Origin of the sequence: Pseudomonas sp. HN2 (assembly GCF_020736465.1) — a bacterium.
GTDB classification, from domain to species: domain Bacteria; phylum Pseudomonadota; class Gammaproteobacteria; order Pseudomonadales; family Pseudomonadaceae; genus Aquipseudomonas; species Aquipseudomonas moraviensis_A.
Window position 1 is genome coordinate 3,594,840 of the sequence record NZ_CP085885.1, and the last position, 20,970, is coordinate 3,615,809.

Here is a 20,970-nt window from a genome sequence, read left to right on the forward strand (position 1 = left end):
TGTAGGAGCTGCCGGAGGCTGCGATCTTTTCAAGGCGCCCTGTTGAAAGGGTCACCCCACAGAATCAGGCCTGACGCTGGTGCTTGTCGATCTGCTCGTGACGCTCCTGAGCTTCGATGCAGTACTTGGTGGTCGGGCTGATCAGCAGGCGCTTGAGACCGATGGCCTCGCCGCTGTCGTCGCACCAGCCAAAGCTGTCGTCCTTGATGCGCTCAAGGGCTTGTTCCAGTTGCGGCAGCATGCGCTGGTCGCGATCGATCGCATTGACCAGCCAGGTCCGCTCTTCTTCAACCGAAGCCGCGTCCGCCGGGTCAGCCGGGGTGTCCAGGCTTTCGATGGCGATACGATTTTGCTCAATGCGCTCGTGGGTTTCGACTTTCATGTTCTGCAACAGCTCGGTGAAGAAAGCGTGTTGCTCTGCATTCATGTAGTCATCTGCCGGCATGGCCAGCAACTTGTCCTTTGTCATTGATATCTCTATAAAAAAACGTGCATTAAGGCGAATAAGGGAGCGTTTCGGCGAACCGTGGGGGCCGTCGAAAAGGCATCGTTTTATTGCAAACGCCACCCGGCACTCAATTTACGAGGGGCGGCAGTCTAAGGCCCGATCAAGACCTCAGCAACAGTAAATACAGGGAATTTGTCCGACAGGACCAGGAAACTGCTCTGACACAGGCTTCACATGGCCATCGGAGTGCGTTTATAGCAAGAAATTCAGTCGAGCGGCTGTATATAGAAGACAAACGGCTAACCCCACAGCGTTCGTATGCAATTTTTTACTATGAACTGCATCGTTTCAGCAAAGCAGAACTGCAAAAGCCCCCCTAATATCAGCCGCAACCCAGCAACATTGCGGCGAGAGAGCTTGCTTGCGTTAGGGCGAAGAGGCCCAGTGTTTTACATCCGGGGCCTGCTACGCAGTCCAGCGGGAGCAAGCGCCCTCGCCACAAGGTGATCGATCAGCCCGAAGGAAGATTTATGCCCCGCCCCGCTATGCCGGCTACCGACGAGCATTCACTCGCCAGCCCCCCGATCATCGCCGAGCGCCTGCTGCAAACGATTACCGACGAATACGACGCGCTGCCGCGCCAGACTGACAATTGCCTCAGGCTCGGCTAGGTTATGCGTTCCCACCGGTTCGACTTGAAGGAACGCGTCATGAAACTGATCGGCATGCTCGACTCCCCTTACGTGCGCCGCGTAGCGATCTCCACCAAATGCCTGGGAATCGACCTCGAACATGAGTCGGTCTCGGTGTTCCGCCATTTCGAGCAGTTCCAGCAGATCAACCCGGTGGTCAAGGCGCCGACGCTGATCCTCGACGACGGCATGGTTCTGATGGACTCGACACTCATCCTCGACTATCTCGAAAGCGCATCCGGTAAAAGCCTGCTGCCGAAAGAATTGCCTCAGCGCGCCCAAGCCCTGCGCCTGATCGGCCTGAGCCTTGCCGCCTGCGAAAAAGCCGTGCAGCTGTATTACGAACGCAACCTGCGCCCGGCCGACATTCAATATCAACCTTGGGTTGAACGCGTTGAAGGCCAACTCGCCGCCGCGTTTACCGCGCTGGAAAAAGAACTCGAGCATCGTCGATTACCCATCGACGGCTCGCTCGCCCAGGATGGCATCAGCCTGGCGGTTGCCTGGAGCTTCACCGACCTTGTGGTGCCCGATCAGATCGACGCCGCACGCTATCCGCGAATTGCCGAATACACCGCCTACGCCGAAGGCACCGACGCCTTCCTCAGCACACCGATGAACTGACCATGAGCACCACCGACACCGCCGCTCCGGCGCTAAAGGAAATCTTCAACGCCGAGCGTCTGCAGCACATTGCTGATGAAATGAGCGCGGTGTACCCGGCATTCAAAGCCCAAGCGTTTCTTGAACATGCCAGCCGCGGGCTGGCCGAATTGTCGGTGATGCAACGCATGGCCCGCGTCGCCGAAAGCCTGCATGCAGTGCTGCCGCTGGACTACGAAGATTCCCTCGATGTATTACGCGAACTCGCGCCACGCCTGAACAGCGGATTCGTCAGCATATGCCTGCCGCATTATGTCGCGAGCTACGGTGCTGGCGCGTTCGATACTTCTATGGAAGCCCTGAAGTACTTCACCACCTTCGGCTCATCCGAGTTCGCCATTCGCTATTTTCTGCGCGCCGACCTTGAACGCTCGCTGGAACGGATGCATGACTGGACTCGCGACGAAAACCACCACGTCAGAAGATTAGCCAGCGAAGGCAGCCGCCCTCGCCTGCCCTGGTCGTTTCGGTTGGAGGCGGTACAGGCGGATCCGCAGTTGGCCGCCGGGATACTGGATCGGTTGAAGGCGGATGAGAGTCTGTACGTGCGCAAGTCCGTGGCGAATCATTTGAATGATGTGACGAAAGTGCATCCGCAGTGGGTGTTGGACACGATTGAAGGTTGGTCGTTGGAGAACAAGCACACGGCCTGGATTGCCAAGCATGCGTTGCGGAGTTTGATCAAACAGGGGGATTTGCGGGCGCTGACGGTGATTGGCGCGGGGGCGAAGGCTGAGGTTGAGTTGCTGGATGTGAAGGTTGAGCCTGCGGTGGTGAGGTTGGGTGAGGCTATTACTTTGTCGTTTACGGTGAAGTCCACGGTGGCGCATGAGCAGCGGCTGGTGATTGATTACGCGATTGACTATGTGAAATCGAATGGCGGGGGTTCGAAGAAGGTTTTCAAGTTGAAAAACGGTGGAATTGCCGGGGTTTGGGGTCGAGCCAGTGCGGCGCAGACAGGTCATCAAGGATTTTACGACGCGCAAGCATTTTGCCGGACGGCATGGGGTTCAGGTGATGCTTAATGGAGAGGTGTTGGGTAGTGCGGCGTTTGAGGTTTTGATTTGAGCAGTGTTTATTGACCCGAAGGGTCGATAGCGGATCATTGCACTGGCGGCCGTGCTTCGAAATTGAGCGCGGCGGCACAATGGACGACTCACGGCTTCAGCGGTTACCAACTGCCGTATGGGATGCCGAATTTCTCGATGTACCGTTTGGACTTTTCGCTTACGGGATATGCGTAGCGCCCTTGGTTCTTGCCTTGGCTAGGCCCTAGCGGTTCGATCTCCGCCTGTGCTCTCGCAACTTTGACCGGATGGTGGCATGAATCCCTTACCCAGACTTGTACGACACCACCGGGCGCCAGCCCCAAGTAAATAGACGCGGTATAACGGCCTTTTTGGTCGGGTGTTTTTACGCAGCGCTGGTTTACAGACTCAAGCATGAGTTGCCTGGCTTCTTCCGGAATATCCACCCAGACCTTATACGTTTGCGGTTCAACAATGGACTGCCACCGGACATAGATCCGTTTGGGAAGATCAGCGCCAACAACCGACTTACCAGTGCTTCCCACTCCGTGCCAACCGCGGGCAGAGTCTGTGCCGTCTTCGGGTTGGCCCCCTGAAGCGGATCCACCGCCGGTGCGTAAGAACGTGTCGCCCTTGACGTCCTCTACGGCGGTATCTTCTACCCAAACCTTCATGTAGTCAGGTTCGGTGAACGCCAGCTCCCACCATGGAGATCTAGGATCATTTTTTGTAGAAAGTGGATCGGCGTGACAGCCAGTCATGAAGATCGCGCAGAGCAGACTTGGAAGTAGTCTCATCAAAAAAGTGTCCAATCGGGTACGTGTGGATGTTGCACGCGTATGCCGTCAGGTGTGGGTGCGTTGATGAACACCGCCTTCACACCGCCTCCATCTTTCCTGCCTAGCGGATGGTTCCAGTTAGCAGAAACGTGAATGTATTTGAGTTTGAGCATGTGCTCCTCTTCTGGCGTAGTGCTGTAGTCACCGGCAACAAATCGATCACACAAAGCCTGAAGCTCTGCCGGAATTGCCAGATCAGGCGTGTCTGAAATGTCATTAAAACGAACGCCTTTATCTTTTGCCATTTTATGCATCACACGCAGATAGATTCGGGACAACATGCCGCTAACCGGGCGTTTGAGCTGTACAGCGGCATACACATGTTTGACACGTGGGCTCATCCGGTCTTGCGGGCTTCTCGGCATCACCAGTGCAGGAGGCGTTACGATTTCGAGCATCTCAGCAGGCCAACCGTTTGCTAGCCATTGATTTCTTACTAATACCGCATCGCGGTAAATAGACGTGGTGAGAACATCAGTATGCAGTGAGACTTCCAGTGCTTGCATAGGACTGACAAGCACACATTCCTGAGCCTCGTCGAGGTAACTTCCGCCTATATCGGAATGCACGCCCGGCAGAGTAATCTCTGGATGAGCTGGCTTGACGCGGTTTAGGGCAAAATTGCCTCGGCACTCATCACGAGCAACCAAATGGACGACGTCGGTAAAAAAACGACGATCCAGATAGAGTTTGATGCCCGTTGCAATTGGACTTTTCACATTGCCGAGATTGGACCAACCAGCGATTGACGGAACTGTATCGAATAACCCGATAAACCCCATTCTGATGTCGCCATCGTATTGATCGCTGAAAGTCCTGCTGAACGCTTCAGAATGATTCCGTAGCACTTCACCCAAGGGGCCTTGTTTGCCACGCACTACCTGATTGGCAAAGTGGCGAGCGGCGGCTGCACCTCGGCTGAATCCAAAGCTGTCAAAGGTCAGCGAAGTCACTTCGCTACCCGGGTTACCCTCCAAGAGCTCTTTGATACGTAATCCAATCGATTCAAACGAAGACTGGACCCGACTTGCAACTCCGGTATCACCTCGTCCGGTGCCACCTCCGAAGGAACTATCTTTCTCCCCCGCGCGAGTGCCAATACCCTCCACGTAAATCATACGGGCAGCTTGCTTTCGGAGGCCCTCACCTTCGGCCCTATCCGGGGCATCATAGAGCTCACTCAGTTTTCTAATATTCGTCGGGCCCGCGCCATAACTACTGTCCGGGTCACTCATGTAAGGCTGGCAGCTGGCGGGAATATCCTCAGGCGCAATCGGATGCTGAGCGCCACACAACAACCCCGCAGCAGAGTTGTTCGCATTATTCCCAGTACCATCAAAGAAAACCCCAATCCTCAACGCGATGCCGATTTTTTCAGGTTCGCGCGCAGGTTCTTTCCCGTACTTCTCATATTCCGCCCAACGCTCGGCATGAATATCGACGGGTTTGGCTTTTTCGTAACGATAATTTTTCGGGGGGTTGGGTACGTAGCCACTCATCCGTGATTCCTGGTTCTGATCCTTGAGAACGGCCCGAAGGGTGACAGCCGAGACTGGGAGACGCAAGCTGTGGCCGTGTGCCAGCCAGGGTGTGCCTCCTCGTCGGGGTGGGGGTTAGCTGGCGATTTCGCCGAGCACCTTCGCCACCAACGAAGGTGGTGGCCATACGCGGGTGGGTAGACCTGTAACTAGGACCCGCCTCCCCCCGAAGGTGTACTGCGCATGAGGGGTGACAGGGCGGACGCTTTCGCGAGCAAGCTCGCTCCCACAGCTCTTTTGTCTGGTTTAGATAGAGGGTGATTGGGCTGGCGTCATCGCGAGCAGGCTCACTCCTACAGGTTTTGCGTCTGGCTTTGGATCAGGCGTCTTGTCGTTGGATACGGAATACCAGGCTCGGGGCTTTGCCCGGGACGTCGTCGAGATCGCCGAAGCGGTGCATGCCGATCTTTTCCAGTACGCGAATTGAGGCGACATGGTCGGGCCTGACCAGTCCGAATACTTCAGGTAAACCGAGGTAGTGGAACGCGTGGGTCAGCGCGGTTTGGGCGGCTTCTGTTGCGTAACCGTGACCCCAGGCTTCGACGGCGAAGCGGTAGCCGAGGTTGATAACCGGTTTGCCCAAATAGTCATGGGCAGCGATGCCGGCGAATCCGAGGATGTTGTCGGGGGCCTGGGTGCTGCTGATTGCCCACCATCCGTAGCCGTGGGTTGCCCAGTGTTGCAGCCAGCGACTCGTTAGGGCTTGGGCTTGGGCGATGTCGGTCATTGGACCGGCGGGATTGAACTGGTTGGTTTTGGGGTCGCCGAAAATCGCGAAAACGTTGGGCAGGTCTGCTGGTTGTGGGCGTCTGTAGATCAGGCGTGGTGGCATGTCTGACATGATCAGAACCTTTGAAAGGTGGCAAAACCGGGCTGGAGCACGAATCAGCAATCAAAAATAATACAAGAACAGCTTTCGTTCGCCTTGAAGAAAGCTGCCGATCGTTTTGCCATCGTCGGCAGCCGGCCCGGCTCGTCCGGTTTGCGCAGGGAGAAGGCTTACTTTTTTCTGCTCTCGTTGAGCCTCTGCATTGGGCTCTTGCCGTCTGTCCTGACGACCGGGATCGCCTGATAGCTCTTCTGGCCCGGGGGCATGATCGGGTCGCCGGGGAAGCGATAGTCGCTAAAGGCTTGCATGACTCTCTGATCAAGGGCGGAATCGCCTGAGCTTTGTAGTATCGAAAGCACCGGTGCCAACGCGCCGGGGGTGTACTCCAGCTGCACTTGCACCGGTTTGCTCGCAGGCGTCGAACTGCCGTTGCTCTCCAGAGACTTCTCTATGACTTCAACGCGTTTTCTGAGGCCGCTCTGCACACTGGCGACAAAAATTTTGTTGTAGCGCTGTTGCTGCTCGATCGTCAGAGTCAAGCCTTTACCGCGCAGGCGTTCGATGCCTTGCCACGAGGCATCGCCGAGGTACCGCGTTGCATTGAAGTAGTGCGTCAGCGCGCCTTGCAGATCCTGCGGGCCGCCTCGCCCTTCCTCCATGTATTTGGCCAGTTTAGCTTCACTGCGATGCTGTTCGGGTTTGCTCACAGCACGCTGATAAAACTGCCGTGCATCAAAGTCATTGACCGGCCCGCCGATGCCTTCTTCGGCCATCCGCCCAAGTTGGCCGTAGGCGCCGGGGTCTTTATCGGCTACGGACTGATAGAGGGCTTTGGCTTTGGAAATGTCCTGAGGCACACCGCGCCCTTTCTCGTACAGGTCGCCCAGCATGATCGTGCACGGCAGGTTACCGCTCTTGCTCATATCGCGGATGTAGCTGACTTCCAGCGAGCTAATGGATTTATCGTCCCAGTAAGCGAAGCAGCGCAGATTGGAGAGATCTGCGGTCTGGGTATCGGAACTGCTGCTTTTGCAGCCAGCAACGAGTGCAGTAAGCACCAGTACAGCAACAACCTTGTTCATGGATGGCATCCGTTGAAATCGTGCAGATTTCATCGGCAGGCAGGTGCGAAACCTGAAGTGTCGGTTATTCGAAAACACCAGAAAAACTCGTCGACACCATCGCCACGCAGCATTCGTCAGCTGCAGGCGAAATAAGCCTGTTGGCAACTTGAACGCAGCCGTTACTCGCCGCGGGACGAGGTCAGATCGATCGCTGATTCACCCGCGCCATCAACTGTTCAGCACTCTCCTTGCGCTCGGAATAGCGATCCACCAGATGCGCCTGCTGGCCGCGCAGCAGCACGGTGAATTTCACCAATTCCTCCATCACATCCACCACGCGATCGTAGAACGGCGAGGGTTTCATCCGCCCCGCTTCGTCGAATTCCATATAGGCCTTGGGTACGGAGGACTGGTTGGGGATGGTGAACATGCGCATCCAGCGGCCGAGGACGCGTAGTTGGTTGACCACGTTGAACGACTGCGAGCCGCCGCAGACTTGCATCACCGCGAGGGTTTTGCCTTGGGTCGGGCGGAGGGCGCCGAGTTCGAGGGGGATCCAGTCGATCTGAGCTTTGAACACCGCGGACATGGCGCCGTGGCGTTCTGGCGAGCACCAGACCTGGCCTTCCGACCACAGCACCAGATCGCGCAGCTCCTGAACCTTCGGGTGGTCGACCGGGACGTCGTCGGGCAGTGGCAGGCCGGACGGATTGAACACGCGGGTTTCGGCGCCGAAATGTTCAAGCAGGCGTGCGGCCTCCTCGACCAGCAAGCGACTGAAAGAACGTTCACGGGTCGAGCCGTAGAGCAAAAGGATACGCGGTTTGTGTTCGCCCATTAACGATGGTTTGTCTGCGTCGAACAAGGTTGCGTCGAGGTTGGGCAGATGATCTGACATGAGGCCTCCTTACAGCGCGCCGATGCGGTCGAGTTCAGCCTTCAGTTGTTCGCGAGTGAGCGAGTGAAACGGCAGATCGAGGAAGGCCTGACAGCGTTCGCCGATGCGCATGAGGGTGGCCTGGAATGCCGCGTCGATTGCAGCTTCGTCGCCCTGCACTTCGGACGGATCTTCCAGCCCCCAATGCGCTTTCAATGCCGGGCCGAAATACACCGGGCAGGTTTCCCCGGCGGCTTTGTCGCAGACGGTGATGACAATATCCGGTGGATCATTTTCGAAAGCGTCGTTGCCTTTGCTGTGCAACCCGTCGGTGGCGATACCGTACTTTTGCAACGTCGTCAGGCTGCGGGGCAGCACCTGGCCTTTGGGAAAACTGCCGGCACTCACCGCTGTGAAGCTGCCGGTCGCCAAGTGATTGAACATACCTTCAGAAAGAATGCTGCGGCAGCTGTTGGCCGTGCACATGAACAGGACTCGCATCGATGCGCTCCGTAAAAGTTGATGATTCAGCAGCAGGCGCGTTCGCGCACGGGACGGCCATCCATGTACTGCAGGCGCGCGGCGTTGTCCTTGAGCCACTCGACATTGGCTTTCGCGGTCACCTGGAGGATTTCGCCGATCCATGCCGGCAGCTCCGGGTTCAGCCGGTAATACACCCACTGGCCCTGACGGCGGTCGAGCAGCAAACCATTGCTGCGCAGTTGCGCGAGGTGGCGGCTGATTTTCGGCTGGCTGTCGTCCAGCGCACACATCAGCTCGCAAACGCAGAGTTCACCTTGCTCGGCGATGAGCAGAATGGCGCGAACGCGGGTCTCGTCAGCGAGGCTTTTGAAGACTTCGGTGGGGGTGATCATGGTGATCGGCTCGCCATATGCGGGAAACCGAATATACGGATATCCATATATTTATCAACCCGAAATGCGATTCCTTGTAGGAGTGAGCCTGCTCGCGATAGCGGTGTATGAGTCAAAGCTAGCTTCACAGACACACCGCTATCGCGAGCAGGCTCACTCCTACAGGAGATTTGTGTGATGCAGGACTAACCGCGCAATAGACCCTGCTCTGCTTCGCACAATCCCACTACATAATCCCAGACCACCCGCAGCCGCACCGATTTGTGCAACTCCCGCCGCGTGCTGATCCAGTAGCTGCGCTCGATGCTTTCATCCGGCAGCAGCGCCACCAGATCCGGGTCGGACGCGGCCATGTAACACGGCAGTACGGCGATGCCCAATCCCGAGCGCGCCGCTTCCTGCTGGGCGATGACGCTGGTGCTGTGAAACACCACGCGCGGGCTGCGGCAGAAGCTGTTGAGGAACATCAGTTCCTGGCTGAACAACAGATCGTCGACGTAGCCGATCCACGCGTGTCGACCCAGATCTTCGCGGCTGTGCAGCGGCGGTGCCTTGTCGAGGTAGCTTTGGCTGGCGTAAAGCGCCAACCGATAATCAGTGAGTTTGCGCGTGACCAGCATGTCAGCGGACGGTCGTTCGAGGTGGATGCTGATTTCCGCTTCACGGTTGAGGATGCTGACGAAGCGCGGCACCGCGACCAGTTCCACCTCAAGGCCGGGGTAGCGCTCGAACAGACCGATCATGCGACTGGCAAGAAATTTGATGCCGAGGCCTTCGGTGACGCCGACGCGGATCTTGCCCAGCGGCGCCGTGGACTGGGTAATTTCCTCCTGCGCCAGCAGCGCGACATTTTCCATCGCTTCGGCGTGCTTGAGCAGCGCCTCCCCCGCCGGGGTCATTTCATAGCCTTGGGCATGCTGAACGAACAGCGCAGTGCCGAGGCTTTTCTCGATCGATTCGATATGCCGTGCCACGGTGGCGTGGGTGGTGTTGAGCCGGCGCGCGGCGGTGAGCAAGCGGCCGCTGCGTTGCAATTCGAGAAAAAAACGCAGGTCGTTCCAGTCGAACATGGCGGGTCCTTGTCGGCTATCGTCGCTGAACGCTGTTTGAAAACGCACAGCGGCTGCGCAAAAACTAACATTCTTTTAACGAAAGCTAACAACTAGAGTGTCCGACAATAAAAACAAAAAGCGAGGTCAGGGCATGTACACGTCCCTCGATGAATTCGACTACATCGTGGTCGGCGCCGGCCCCGCCGGGTGCCTGCTGGCCAACCGGCTATCCGCAGACCCTCAGCAGCGGGTATTGCTGCTCGAAGCCGGCGGGCGCGACAACTACGCCTGGATTCACATTCCTGTGGGTTACCTGTTCTGCATCGGTAATCCGCGCACCGACTGGTGCTTCAAAACCGAAGAGCAACCGGGTCTCAATGGCCGTGCGCTGAGTTATCCGCGCGGCAAGGTGCTGGGCGGCTGTTCATCGATCAACGGCATGATCTACATGCGCGGCCAGGCCAGCGACTATGACGGTTGGGCGGCGGCCGGCAATCCGGGCTGGGCGTGGAAGGATGTGCTGCCGCTGTTCAAGCAGAGCGAAAACCACTTTGCCGGCGGCGCTGAATTTCACGGCGCTCAGGGTGAATGGCGGGTCGAGCAACAGCGCCTGTCGTGGCCGATTCTGGATGCCTTTCGCAGCGCTGCCGAGCAAAGCGGCATCGCCAGCATCAATGACTTCAACCAGGGCGACAACGAAGGCTGCGGCTACTTTCAGGTCAACCAGAGAGCCGGGGTGCGCTGGAATGCGGCCAAGGCCTTTTTGAAACCGCTGCGAGGCCGGGCGAACCTGACTGTGCTGACCGGCGTAGAAGTTGATCGTGTCTTGCTGGAGGATGGCCGCGCGACGAAAGTCAGCGCGCGGCATGAAGGCCAGATCAAACAATTCAAGGCGCGCAAGGAGATTGTCCTGTGCGCGGGCTCGATCGGCTCACCGAGTATTCTGCAGCGCTCCGGGATCGGTCCGCGGCCGCTGCTCGAGCGTTTGGGTATCGGGGTGATTCATGAGCTGCCGGGGGTCGGCGGCAATCTGCAGGATCACCTGCAACTGCGCCTGATCTACAAGCTGGAAAACGCCAGAACCCTGAACCAGATCGCCGGCAGCATGTGGGGCAAGATGGGCATGGGTCTGCGTTATCTGTACGACCGCAGCGGCCCGCTGTCGATGGCGCCGAGTCAGTTGGGCGCGTTTGCGCGATCCGGTCCCGAGCAGACTTCGGCGAACCTGCAATATCACGTGCAACCGCTGTCGCTGGAGCGCTTTGGCGAACCGTTGCACAATTTCCCGGCGTTCACCGCTTCGGTGTGCGACCTGCGCCCGCAGAGCCGTGGGCGCGTCGAGATTCGCTCGGCCGATGCACAAGCGGCGCCGCTGATTCAGCCCAATTACCTCAGCCATCCGCAAGACCTGCGTGTCGCCGCCGATGCGATTCGCCTGACCCGACGCATCGTCAGCGCCCCTGCCCTGCAGGCCTTCAAACCGGTGGAATACCTGCCCGGCGCCAACCTGCAAAGCGAAGAACAATTGCACGAAGCGGCAGCGAAAATCGGCACGACGATTTTCCATCCGGTCGGCACGTGCCGCATGGGCAACGACGGCGATGCGGTAGTCGATGCGCAACTGCGCGTGCACGGCGTGCCGGGGTTGCGCGTTGCCGACGCCTCGATCATGCCAAGAATTACCTCGGGCAATACGTGTTCGCCTACGCTGATGATTGCCGAGAAGGCGGCACAACTCATGCTCAAACCCAACACCAGGAGCAACACCCCAAAACTGGAATTGGCTCAGACCCGGTAGGAGCTGCCGAAGGCTGCGATCTTTTGACTTTGTTTTTTTCAGATCTAAAACAAAATCAAAAGATCGCAGCCTTCGGCAGCTCCTACTGGAGACCGCGTTAGATTCAAGGCATCGCGCTTCACCCGGACACGCAACACCAGTGGAACAACAAAAACAATCACTGTGAGGGATACCGATATGTCAGACCACGCTCAGCCGCTGGACGCTGCGGGCAGCGCCGAGACCAGCAACGCAACGCAGAAAGTCATCTTCGCCTCATCACTCGGGACAGTGTTCGAGTGGTATGACTTCTTCCTCTACGGCGCCCTCGCGGCGGTGATCAGCAAGCAGTTTTTTGCCGGGGTCAACGACACCACGGCGTTCATCTTCGCGCTGATGGCGTTCGCCGCCGGTTTCATTGTGCGGCCGTTCGGCGCGTTGGTGTTCGGCCGATTGGGCGACATGATCGGGCGCAAATACACCTTTCTCGCAACGATCATTCTGATGGGCGTGGCGACGTTCTGCGTGGGCCTGCTGCCGACTTACGCCAGCATCGGCATCGCCGCACCGATCATTCTGGTGGTGCTGCGCATGCTCCAGGGCTTGGCGCTCGGTGGGGAGTATGGCGGTGCGGCAACTTACGTGGCCGAGCACGCGCCGATCGGCAAACGCGGTTTCCACACCAGTTGGATTCAATCCACCGCCACCCTTGGCCTGTTGCTGTCGCTGCTGGTGGTGCTCGGTTGCCGCTATTTTACCGGCGATCAGTTTGAGGTGTGGGGGTGGCGCATTCCGTTCCTGCTGTCGATCGTGCTGCTGGGCATCTCCACCTGGATTCGCCTGAGCCTGCACGAGTCACCGGCCTACCTGAAAATGAAGGAAGAAGGCAAAACCTCAAAGGCGCCGATCCGCGAATCGTTCGGCAAGTGGGAAAACCTCAAAGTCGTGCTGATCGCTCTGTTCAGCATCAACGCCGGGCAAGCGGTGACGTTCTACGCCGCGCAGTTCTACGTGCTGTTCTTCCTCACCCAGTTCCTGAAAATGGACCCGGCGGTGGCCAACAGTCTGTTGATCATCAGCGTGGTGATCGGCGCGCCGTTCTTCATCTTTTTCGGCTGGCTGTCGGACAAGGTCGGGCGCAAACCGGTGCTGATGCTCGGCCTGCTGCTGGCGACGGCGCTGTACTTTCCGATCTTCAAATCCCTGGCCCACTACGCCAACCCCGCGATCGATCTGGCCAGCCGCCAGGCACCGATTACCGTCCTCGCCGATCCGGCCACTTGCACCTTCCAGTTCGATCCAGTGGGCAAGGCCAAATTCGACAGCCCGTGCGACAAGGTCAAAACCTTCCTGGTCAAACAAGGCCTGCCCTACACCAGCGTCGCTGCGCCTGCGGGTAGCGCCGTGCAAGTGAGTGTCGGCGACGTGAAACTGGACGGTTTCGATGAGGCGGCACTGCGCGGCGCAATCACCCTCGCCGGTTATCCGCAACAGGCCGATATGCAGCAGATCAACAAACCGATGATCGTCGCCCTGATCGTTGCGCTGATCATCATCTCGGCCATGTGCTACGGCCCGCTGGCGGCGCTGATGGTCGAACTGTTCCCGACGCGCATTCGCTACACCTCCATGTCGCTGCCGTATCACATCGGCAACGGCTGGTTTGGTGGATTCCTGCCGACCGTGTCGTTTGCGCTGGTGGTGTATACCGGGGACATTTTCTATGGGCTGTGGTATCCGGTGCTGATCACCGGAGTGAGTCTGGTGGTGGGAATGATCTGCTTGCGTGAGACGAAGAATATCGATCTCGACAAAAACTGAACCCTGGACAACGCTGTTTCTGTGGCGAGTGAGCTTGCTCCCTCGCCACAGTTATATTCAGACATCTCCTTTGATCACTTCGAATTTCACCTGGTCCGGATAAAACGCCACGTAGTCGCGGATCGGTGCAACGGAGACCTTTGGATTTTCGTACGTCCATACCGCGTTCGCGCCCTCATGTCCGGGCACCTGAAGGCTGAAGTAATTGGCGTCGCCCTTGTATGGGCAATAGCTGGTGTGGTCGGTACGGGCGAAATATTTCTCGTCGATGTCTTCGCGGGGAATGTAGTAGACCGGCGGGTAGTTGGCCTCCTGGAGGATCAGCGCGTGGGAGGACGCGGCGACCTGGATGCCGTGGAATTTCACCAGCAGGCAGCCCGGCAGTTGTTCGAGGCTGATTACGGGACTGGGGCTTTTCATGAGGTTCTCCTGAACACAGCGAAGAGACCGGTTCAGGTATAGCTGATGGGCCCGGACCCGGCTGGCCGTGCAGCCGAACGGTACAAACCTTCAGCAACGCTTTATCTGTATATCCATACAGATAAAAGTTGCCGCGGCCGCAAACTCCGGCCATCCTGTGCCCACTCCACACACCAACCAGCGATGGCAGATATGCGGCTGTACCTCTGTGAAAAACCTTCCCAGGCCAAAGACATTGCGACCGTGCTCGGCGCCAGGCGTCGTGGCGACGGCTGCTGGCTGGGGACAGACGTCACAGTGACCTGGTGCATCGGCCACTTGCTCGAAACCGCGCCGCCGGACGCCTACGACGCGCGCTACAAACGCTGGGTACTGGCGGATCTGCCGATCATTCCCGAAAAATGGAAAATGACCGTCAAGCCGCGCACCGCCAGCCAGTACAAAGCGGTGAAGCGCCTGCTCGGCGAAGCCAGCGAACTGATCATTGCCACCGACGCTGACCGTGAGGGCGAGATGATCGCCCGGGAACTGGTCGAACACTGCCGCTATCGCGGGCCGATCCGCCGCTTGTGGCTGTCGGCGCTGGACGAGGCGTCGATTCGCAAGGCGCTGGCAGCGCTGAAGCCGGGAGCCGAAACGTTCAGCCTGTATCACTCGGCGCTGGGACGTTCGCGGGCGGACTGGCTGATCGGCATGAACATGAGTCGACTGTTCACCCTGCTCGGGCGTCAATCCGGTTATCAGGGCGTGTTGCCGGTAGGTAGAGTACAGACGCCGACCCTGCGACTGGTAGTCGACCGCGACCGCAGCATCGCCGACTTCGTGCCGGTGCCGTTCTGGGCGATCGACGTGGAACTGCTGCACGACGGCACAGCGTTTACCGCGCAATGGCGCGCCCCGGCGGACGTTTGTGATGATCAGGATCGCTGCCTGAATCAGGCGTTGGCGCAACAAGCAGCAGCGGCGCTCAGCAGTGCCGCCAGCGCTCGAGTGATCAAGCTGAAAACCGAGCGCATGCGCGAAGTGGCGCCCCTGCCCTTCGACCTCGGCACCTTGCAGGAAGTCTGCTCGAAGAAGCTCGGCCTCGGCGCCCAGGAAACCCTCGATATTGCCCAAGCGCTCTACGAAACCTACAAAGTCATCACCTACCCACGCAGTGATTGTGGCTTCCTGCCCTTGAGCCAGCACAGCGAGGCACCGGCGATTCTCGCAGCGTTGCGTCAAGCCGATCCGAGCCTTGAAGCCTTGCAGGGTTTTCTCGAACCACAGCGGCGCTCGCGGGCGTGGAATGATGCCAAAGTCAGCGCTCACCACGGCATCATCCCCACCATCGCCGCGAAGAACCTCGAACGCCTGACCGGCAAGCATCGCGCGGTGTACACGCTGATTCGCGCGCGCTACCTGGCGCAGTTCCTGCCCAATCACGAATACGATCGCACCCAGGCTGATTTCGATTGCAACGGGCAGGCGCTACGCGCAGTGGGCAAGCAGATCATCGAACCGGGCTGGAAGCGCGCACTGCCCGAGGCATTGGCGCCAGCGAAAGGCCGCGAAGCGCCCGCGCCGCAAACCTTGCCGGCCCTGAGCCAGGGCGTCGAATGCGCGGTGTCGCGGGTAAATCTCAAGGATCTGTGGACGCAACCACCCAAACCCTACACCGAAGGCGATCTGATCAAGGCCATGAAGAACGTCGCCAAACTGGTCGAGGATCCGCTGCTCAAACAGAAACTCAAGGACACCACCGGCATCGGCACCGAAGCCACCCGCGCGTCGATCATCCAAGGCTTGCTTGATCGCGGTTATCTGGTCAAGAACGGCAAGGCACTGGCGGCGACGCCTGCCGCGTTCAGCCTGATCGACGCGGTGCCACGCGCAATCGCCGATCCTGGCACCACAGCGATCTGGGAGCAGGCGCTCGACATGGTGCAAAGCGGCGAGATGAGTCTGGAAGAGTTCGTCACCAAACAGGCCGCGTGGATGAGCAAGCAAGTCACCCGCTGCTCTGCCCTAAGGCTGACCATCAGCGGCCCGCCTCCCGCCGGCAAAGCCGCAGCGCCGTGGAAGAAAAAACGCAAATCCACTGCCAGCAAAACCACTGGCACGCGTAAACGCACGGCGCGGCCGGCGACCCGCTAAATCTCTCGCGGTTCCTGTCTCTACGTTGCTTGAACGGTTGTTTTCTCATTCCAAAATGGCTTTGTCCGACAATATGTAGTGCTTGAAAATAATCACTACAAAGCCGTTGACGGCATCGTTTTGCTTTTGCATGATGAAGACGTTCCCCGATCGGGAGCGCTGGTAACACGCTTGAGCAAACTCGTCTGACCGCCGAGTTGTTTTTTCCCGGATACACGCTGCCCACAAGGCAGATTGAAGAAGCTGACCTGGCCTGAACGTCCAGTACAAGGACGAGAAGCGCTGGCGAAAATTCTCAAGACGCTTGTGGCCGACACTGGATATGTCGTCAAGGAGCCTCCCGGTTTTCGCTGCTTCTCCTCGTTGTGACGCTATTGCGTAGCAGTTATTCAACACGACTACATGCAACAGATGCACGACCCCGTACTCCACACGGGCGAGCGCTGACGTCCTGGTTTCGGTGCCAGGGATCAACTAACCGATGGGCTACCTGTATTAGCGAATCAACTTTGAAAGATCACCAGACTGGTCAAGGGGCATAACAATGAATTTGAACAATCAACCCACCATCGAAGAACTGGCTCGTATGTTCGCGGCGCAGAAAGACAGCCACGACAGCCATATTCTCTGGATCAGCAAATCGGGCCAGGTGCACATCGACTGCCTGTCGCCCCACGCTGGCGAAGAAGAATTCGACCGCAACCACCAGAACCTGCTGGCCCGCCTGAAGATGTACCGCCGCGGCCATGGTTATGTCGGCAAGAAGGCTGCGGCCGACAAGGACTTCATTGGCAATGTACTGCAGACGCTGAAACAGGCGTGGGACTCGATGCAGAACAACAATGAAGTTCGGGTGATTGATCGGTTTTATTGAGTTGTAGATTATTTGACTGAAGGGCCTGCTTCCGATTTGGAGCAGGCCCTTTTTTACATCCCGAATTCAGCGCATAGCCCTGTAGGAGTGAGCCTGCTCGCGATAGCGGTTTTTCAGACACGCCTATCTAACTGACACACCGCTATCGCGAGCAGGCTCACTCCTACAGGGATAGCGTTGTCTTGTGCCCCTACAGTTCCAGCACCAATTCCACAAACGCCAGCGCCGCCGCACTGTGGTAATTATTCCTGCGCCGCAACAACGCCGCGCCCCGCTGTGGCGCCTCCCCTTCGACACGCAACCGGCGCAGTGCGCGGTCTTCGCTGGCAATCGCTTCCGGCAACATCGTGGCCAGCGGGGAATGCCGCACCACTTCCAGCAAAGTACTCACCGAATTCACCTCGATCCGCACCTGCGGCGTAATCCCGTGCTGATGGAAATACTCATCCACCGATAACCGCGTGATGAAGCCCGGGGCCAGCAAGGCGAAATCCAGTGAAGCGACGTCCGTCGGCGTCAACGCCGAAGGGCTGTCGTACAGCGGATGCCCAGGCCCGACCATGATCCCCAGCGCCTCGGTAAATGCCGGCAGGCATTCAATCTCGGCATTGCGCACCGGCGTAAACGCGATCGCGACATCCAACGAGTCATCGGCGAGGCCGGCCTCGATGTCATCCATCGACAGTTCGAAGATTTCCAGATGAATTCCGGGAAACCGTGCCCGGTAATCACGCACCAACGGCCCGACCAGATACGCCATGAACGTCGGCGTCATCGCCAGGCGCAGGGTGCCCCGGGACAAATCCTTCACATCGTGCAACGCGCGCTGCCCAGCCTCCAGCTCCACCATCACGCGCCGCGCGCATTCGATGTAGGCCGCACCGGCATCCGTCGGCTTCACTGTGCGCGAGGTGCGATCGAACAGACTCACCCCGAGGGTCTCTTCCAACTGGCGTATCTGCTGCGACAGCGTCGGCTGCGAGACATGCAGCGCTTCGGCGGCGCGGGTGAAACCACCGTGATCGGCTACTGCCAGCAGATAACGCAAATGTCGCAACAGCATGGGCACACCATCTATAGGCAGGGCTTATGCGCAGCATTGTATATGGGTCTTGGACGCTATGGATGGGCCGGCGCAAGATTGCTCCCACACAGCAAGCCAACCCCTTGAAAGGAGTGACACCATGCAACAGTCCCACGCCTACAACGACCACAGCCTGGCCCTGACTACTCGCGTTCTCGACGCCAAGGCGAAAAAAGATCTGTCGTGGCAGGATCTCGCCGACGACACCGGCCTCAGCCTGGCCTACGTCACCGCGGCCCTCCTCGGTCAGCATCCGCTGCCGCAAAGCGCTGCCCAAGTGGTGGGTGACAAGCTCGAACTGACCGCTGATGACATTGCCGCTCTGCAGATCATTCCTCTGCGTGGCAGCCTCAGCGGCGTGCCCACCGACCCGACCATCTACCGTTTTTACGAGATGATCCAGATCTACGGCACCACGCTCAAGGCGCTGGTGCATGAGCAATTCGGCGACGGCATCATCAGCGCGATCAACTTCAAACTGGACATCAAGAAAGTCGAAGACCCGGAAGGCGGCTCCCGCGCCGTGGTCACCCTCGACGGCAAGTTCCTGCCGCTGCGTCCGTTCTGACGCGCCCGGCCCGCACCTCGCGTGCGGGCCATCCGATTTCTGCCAAGAGGACACGCCATGAAAGCCCTGATCGACGGCTTCCTGAAATTCCAGAACGAAGCTTTCCCGCAACGCAGCGAACTGTTCAAACACCTGGCGACCACGCAACAACCCGGCACGCTGTTCATCACCTGTTCCGACAGCCGTGTGGTGCCGGAGCTGCTGACCCAGCAAGAGCCCGGCGAGCTGTTCGTGATCCGCAACGCCGGCAACATCGTGCCCTCCTACAGCCCGCATCAAGGCGGCGTCTCGGCGACGGTGGAGTATGCGGTGGCGGTGCTGGGTGTGAGCGATATCGTGATTTGCGGCCACTCCGATTGCGGCGCAATGACGGCGATTGCTCAGTGCAAATGCATGGATCACCTGCCCGCCGTCAGCGGTTGGCTGCAACATGCGGAATCGGCGAAGGTGATGAACGAAGCGCGCACGCATGGCAGCGATGCAGCGAAGTTGAGTTCGATGGTGCGCGAGAACGTCATCGCGCAACTGGCGAACATCCAGACCCATCCGAGCGTGCGCCTGGCGCAGGAGCAAGGTCGGCTGAATCTGCATGGCTGGGTGTATGACATCGAGACCGGTTCGATCGACGCGCTCTCTTCCGATCGTCGCACCTTTGTGCCGCTGGCCGAGCAACCCACGACTTGCGCGATCAGCGCGCAAGCCAGCCACGCTGCCTGACCCGCCCCTGTAGGAGCTGCCGAAGGCTGCGATCCTTTGATCTTGATTTCTACCCAAAATCAAAAGATCGCAACCTTCGGCAGCTCCTACACGGCGCGGTCCGGATTTCGAGTCAGCGCTTCACCGTGAGATCAACCTGAGTCATCCGGCTGCGCACGGTAAACACGCCATCACCGGAAAGAATCGCACTGCGCGCAAACAGCCTGCCGCTCTCCCAATTCGAAAGGCCCAGTTCCGGCTTGTTCAGTGCGTACTGGCCATCGACCCAACGAGTGATGCCGTTGCCCACAAACGGCGCGTTCACTGCGTTGTAGAAGCGTTCCTGAACCGCCGCATCCTCGCTGATCAAGGACACGGTGAATTGCGGGCTGTAGCGGTTGAACAGCGTAATGGCCTGATTCAGATCTTCGACGATCATCAGGCTGACTTCCGGAGTTTCTTCCCATTCCCACTCACGGCCCAGGTCCGATTCAGGCAAGGATTCGGCCAGCGCTTCGGTCCGGTAACCCTCAGCGCGATACACCTCGACCGTCGCGTTTTGCCATTCGCCTGGCAGGCAGCTTTCACTGCCCTCAACGATGTGCAATTTGCAGCCTTGGCCGCGCGCAGTGCCGGCGTCTTTCAAGGCATCGAGGAACAGCGGCACCAGTTCGGCGGCACGTTCACGCTGGATCAGGCAGACGTTCAAGGTGTTGCAGACCTTGCGGTCCAGCGAGTTGCGCACCACTGCCGCGAAGCGCGTGGCGTCGGCATCACGGTCGGCAATCAGCCATGCACCGCCGGTGCCGTGCAGGCTGACGGCGGTGCCGGCCTGCTGGGCAATGCTGCCCAACTGACTGACCGCCCGGCCCGAGCCGCGCGCCACCGCCAACGACAGACGCCGATCAGCGAACATCGCCCAACCGGCGGCATGATTGACGCTTTCCACCAATGACACCGCGCCAACCGGCAAGCCGGCTTCGGCCAGTGCTGGATTCAGCGCGTGAGTGACGATGGCTTGTGCAGTGCCCAATGCATCGCTGCCGATGCGCAGTACTGCGGTGTTGCCGGTGCGCAGCACCCCGGCGGCGTCGGCAAATACGTTGGGCCGGCCTTCGAAGACAAACGCGACGATGCCCAGCGGCGAGACCACCTGTTCGACCTTCCAGCCGTCATGTTCGACGCTGCTGATCACCTTGCCGCGCGTCGGTGGCGCATCACGCCACGCACGCAGGCCGGCGATCATGTCGCGGCGCATGCGTTCATCGGCGAGCAAGCGTGTGGTCGAGCGACCGCGCGTCTTGGCCCGCTCGATGTCGGCACGGTTGGCGACTTCGATCTGCGTCCAGCACTCAGGATTTTCCAGGCGCTGGGCAAACAGGTCGAAAAACTGGCTGATGGCTTCATCGGACACCGCCGACAACGCGCTGAATGCCGCTGCCGCACGCTCGATTGCCACAGAAGCGGCCTGTTGATCGGCCACGGGGATCAGCAACAACTCGCCACTCACCTGCTCGACCAGCAAATGGTCACCGGGCTGAAACCGCGTAGCCAGTTCGGGGCTGACCATGGTGACGCGGTTACCAGCGAAAGGGATCGGCGTGCCAGCGACTAGACGTTCGAGCGCAAGAGACATGAAGCGGATTCACCATGCAGAGGGCGGCCGGAAAATGTAGCGGATTACTGGCT

20 protein-coding genes and 2 pseudogenes are annotated in these 20,970 nt (G+C 58.9%); 9 read left to right on the top strand and 13 right to left on the bottom strand.

Going from position 1 to position 20,970, the window contains the following annotated elements:
• Positions 1-64: 64 nt before the first annotated feature.
• On the bottom strand, positions 65-469 hold the full coding sequence (locus LIS66_RS15555) for a TraR/DksA family transcriptional regulator (protein ID WP_016775095.1): 405 nt from the start codon (positions 467-469) through the stop codon (positions 65-67).
• A 509-nt stretch (positions 470-978) separates the two neighbouring features.
• Here LIS66_RS15555 and LIS66_RS15560 point away from each other — a divergent pair.
• The 3 genes and pseudogenes from LIS66_RS15560 to LIS66_RS15570 all read left to right on the top strand — a co-directional run.
• Positions 979-1,092: pseudogene (locus LIS66_RS15560) on the top strand (MurR/RpiR family transcriptional regulator); the annotation flags it as partial.
• A gap of 66 nt (positions 1,093-1,158) precedes the next feature.
• On the top strand, positions 1,159-1,764 hold the full coding sequence (locus LIS66_RS15565; protein WP_227972520.1) for a glutathione S-transferase: 606 nt from the start codon (positions 1,159-1,161) through the stop codon (positions 1,762-1,764).
• A gap of 2 nt (positions 1,765-1,766) precedes the next feature.
• Positions 1,767-2,871 (top strand): annotated as a pseudogene (locus tag LIS66_RS15570) (DNA alkylation repair protein).
• A gap of 103 nt (positions 2,872-2,974) precedes the next feature.
• On the opposite strand, the gene LIS66_RS15575 reads toward LIS66_RS15570, so the two are convergent.
• The 8 genes from LIS66_RS15575 to LIS66_RS15610 all read right to left on the bottom strand — a co-directional run bounded on the left by LIS66_RS15575 (position 2,975) and on the right by LIS66_RS15610 (position 9,923).
• Positions 2,975-3,628 carry a DUF2931 family protein gene (locus tag LIS66_RS15575; protein WP_227974522.1) on the bottom strand — a complete coding sequence of 218 codons (654 nt, stop codon included), beginning with the start codon at positions 3,626-3,628 and terminating at the stop codon, positions 2,975-2,977.
• Positions 3,628-5,169 carry a T6SS phospholipase effector Tle1-like catalytic domain-containing protein gene (locus tag LIS66_RS15580; protein WP_227972521.1) on the bottom strand — a complete coding sequence of 514 codons (1,542 nt, stop codon included), beginning with the start codon at positions 5,167-5,169 and terminating at the stop codon, positions 3,628-3,630. Before LIS66_RS15580 ends, LIS66_RS15575 begins: the two co-directional genes overlap by 1 nt.
• 358 nt (positions 5,170-5,527) lie before the next feature.
• Positions 5,528-6,049 carry a GNAT family N-acetyltransferase gene (locus tag LIS66_RS15585; RefSeq protein ID WP_227972522.1) on the bottom strand — a complete coding sequence of 174 codons (522 nt, stop codon included), beginning with the start codon at positions 6,047-6,049 and terminating at the stop codon, positions 5,528-5,530.
• 158 nt (positions 6,050-6,207) lie between these two features.
• The gene (locus LIS66_RS15590; RefSeq protein WP_227972523.1) at positions 6,208-7,119 is read right to left on the bottom strand and encodes a sel1 repeat family protein; all 912 of its coding nucleotides are present in this window, start codon (positions 7,117-7,119) and stop codon (positions 6,208-6,210) included.
• Between the two features lie 181 nt (positions 7,120-7,300).
• Positions 7,301-7,999, bottom strand: coding sequence for an arsenical resistance protein ArsH (gene arsH / locus LIS66_RS15595; RefSeq protein ID WP_227972524.1), 699 nt, complete (start codon positions 7,997-7,999; stop codon positions 7,301-7,303).
• A gap of 9 nt (positions 8,000-8,008) precedes the next feature.
• A complete protein-coding gene (locus tag LIS66_RS15600; protein WP_064363500.1) occupies positions 8,009-8,479 on the bottom strand; it encodes an arsenate reductase ArsC in 471 nt (156 codons plus the stop codon).
• Between the two features lie 26 nt (positions 8,480-8,505).
• Positions 8,506-8,853, bottom strand: coding sequence for a metalloregulator ArsR/SmtB family transcription factor (locus LIS66_RS15605; RefSeq protein ID WP_042606695.1), 348 nt, complete (start codon positions 8,851-8,853; stop codon positions 8,506-8,508).
• 185 nt (positions 8,854-9,038) lie between these two features.
• The gene (locus LIS66_RS15610; RefSeq protein ID WP_064363502.1) at positions 9,039-9,923 is read right to left on the bottom strand and encodes a LysR family transcriptional regulator; all 885 of its coding nucleotides are present in this window, start codon (positions 9,921-9,923) and stop codon (positions 9,039-9,041) included.
• Between the two features lie 133 nt (positions 9,924-10,056).
• Between LIS66_RS15610 and LIS66_RS15615 the strand changes: the two genes are divergently transcribed.
• A complete protein-coding gene (locus LIS66_RS15615; protein WP_227972525.1) occupies positions 10,057-11,703 on the top strand; it encodes a GMC family oxidoreductase in 1,647 nt (548 codons plus the stop codon).
• A gap of 177 nt (positions 11,704-11,880) precedes the next feature.
• Entirely contained in the window at positions 11,881-13,503 is a 1,623-nt protein-coding gene (locus LIS66_RS15620; protein ID WP_042609387.1) for an MFS transporter, read from the top strand.
• A 57-nt stretch (positions 13,504-13,560) separates the two neighbouring features.
• On the opposite strand, the gene LIS66_RS15625 is transcribed toward LIS66_RS15620, so the two are convergent.
• On the bottom strand, positions 13,561-13,923 hold the full coding sequence (locus LIS66_RS15625; protein WP_042609386.1) for a DUF427 domain-containing protein: 363 nt from the start codon (positions 13,921-13,923) through the stop codon (positions 13,561-13,563).
• 192 nt (positions 13,924-14,115) lie between these two features.
• Here LIS66_RS15625 and LIS66_RS15630 point away from each other — a divergent pair, with 192 nt between their 5' ends.
• On the top strand, positions 14,116-16,059 hold the full coding sequence (locus tag LIS66_RS15630) for a DNA topoisomerase III (protein WP_227972526.1): 1,944 nt from the start codon (positions 14,116-14,118) through the stop codon (positions 16,057-16,059).
• Between the two features lie 45 nt (positions 16,060-16,104).
• On the opposite strand, the gene LIS66_RS15635 is transcribed toward LIS66_RS15630, so the two are convergent.
• Positions 16,105-16,476, bottom strand: a complete 372-nt coding sequence (locus LIS66_RS15635) for a hypothetical protein (RefSeq protein ID WP_155400915.1) — start codon at positions 16,474-16,476, stop codon at positions 16,105-16,107.
• Between the two features lie 127 nt (positions 16,477-16,603).
• Here LIS66_RS15635 and LIS66_RS15640 point away from each other — a divergent pair, with 127 nt between their 5' ends.
• A complete protein-coding gene (locus LIS66_RS15640) occupies positions 16,604-16,933 on the top strand; it encodes a hypothetical protein (RefSeq protein WP_042609383.1) in 330 nt (109 codons plus the stop codon).
• A 190-nt stretch (positions 16,934-17,123) separates the two neighbouring features.
• Here the strand turns inward: LIS66_RS15640 and cynR are convergent, their stop codons facing one another.
• Positions 17,124-17,996, bottom strand: coding sequence for a transcriptional regulator CynR (gene cynR, locus LIS66_RS15645; RefSeq protein ID WP_042609382.1), 873 nt, complete (start codon positions 17,994-17,996; stop codon positions 17,124-17,126).
• A gap of 121 nt (positions 17,997-18,117) precedes the next feature.
• Between cynR and cynS the strand changes: the two genes are divergently transcribed.
• Positions 18,118-18,585, top strand: a complete 468-nt coding sequence (gene cynS / locus LIS66_RS15650) for a cyanase (protein ID WP_042609381.1) — start codon at positions 18,118-18,120, stop codon at positions 18,583-18,585.
• A gap of 57 nt (positions 18,586-18,642) precedes the next feature.
• Positions 18,643-19,302 carry a carbonic anhydrase gene (locus tag LIS66_RS15655; RefSeq protein WP_042609380.1) on the top strand — a complete coding sequence of 220 codons (660 nt, stop codon included), beginning with the start codon at positions 18,643-18,645 and terminating at the stop codon, positions 19,300-19,302.
• 112 nt (positions 19,303-19,414) lie between these two features.
• Here LIS66_RS15655 and LIS66_RS15660 read toward each other — a convergent pair whose 3' ends face one another.
• Positions 19,415-20,917, bottom strand: coding sequence for an aldehyde dehydrogenase family protein (locus LIS66_RS15660; protein WP_042609379.1), 1,503 nt, complete (start codon positions 20,915-20,917; stop codon positions 19,415-19,417).
• Between the last annotated feature and the right edge of the window lie 53 nt (positions 20,918-20,970).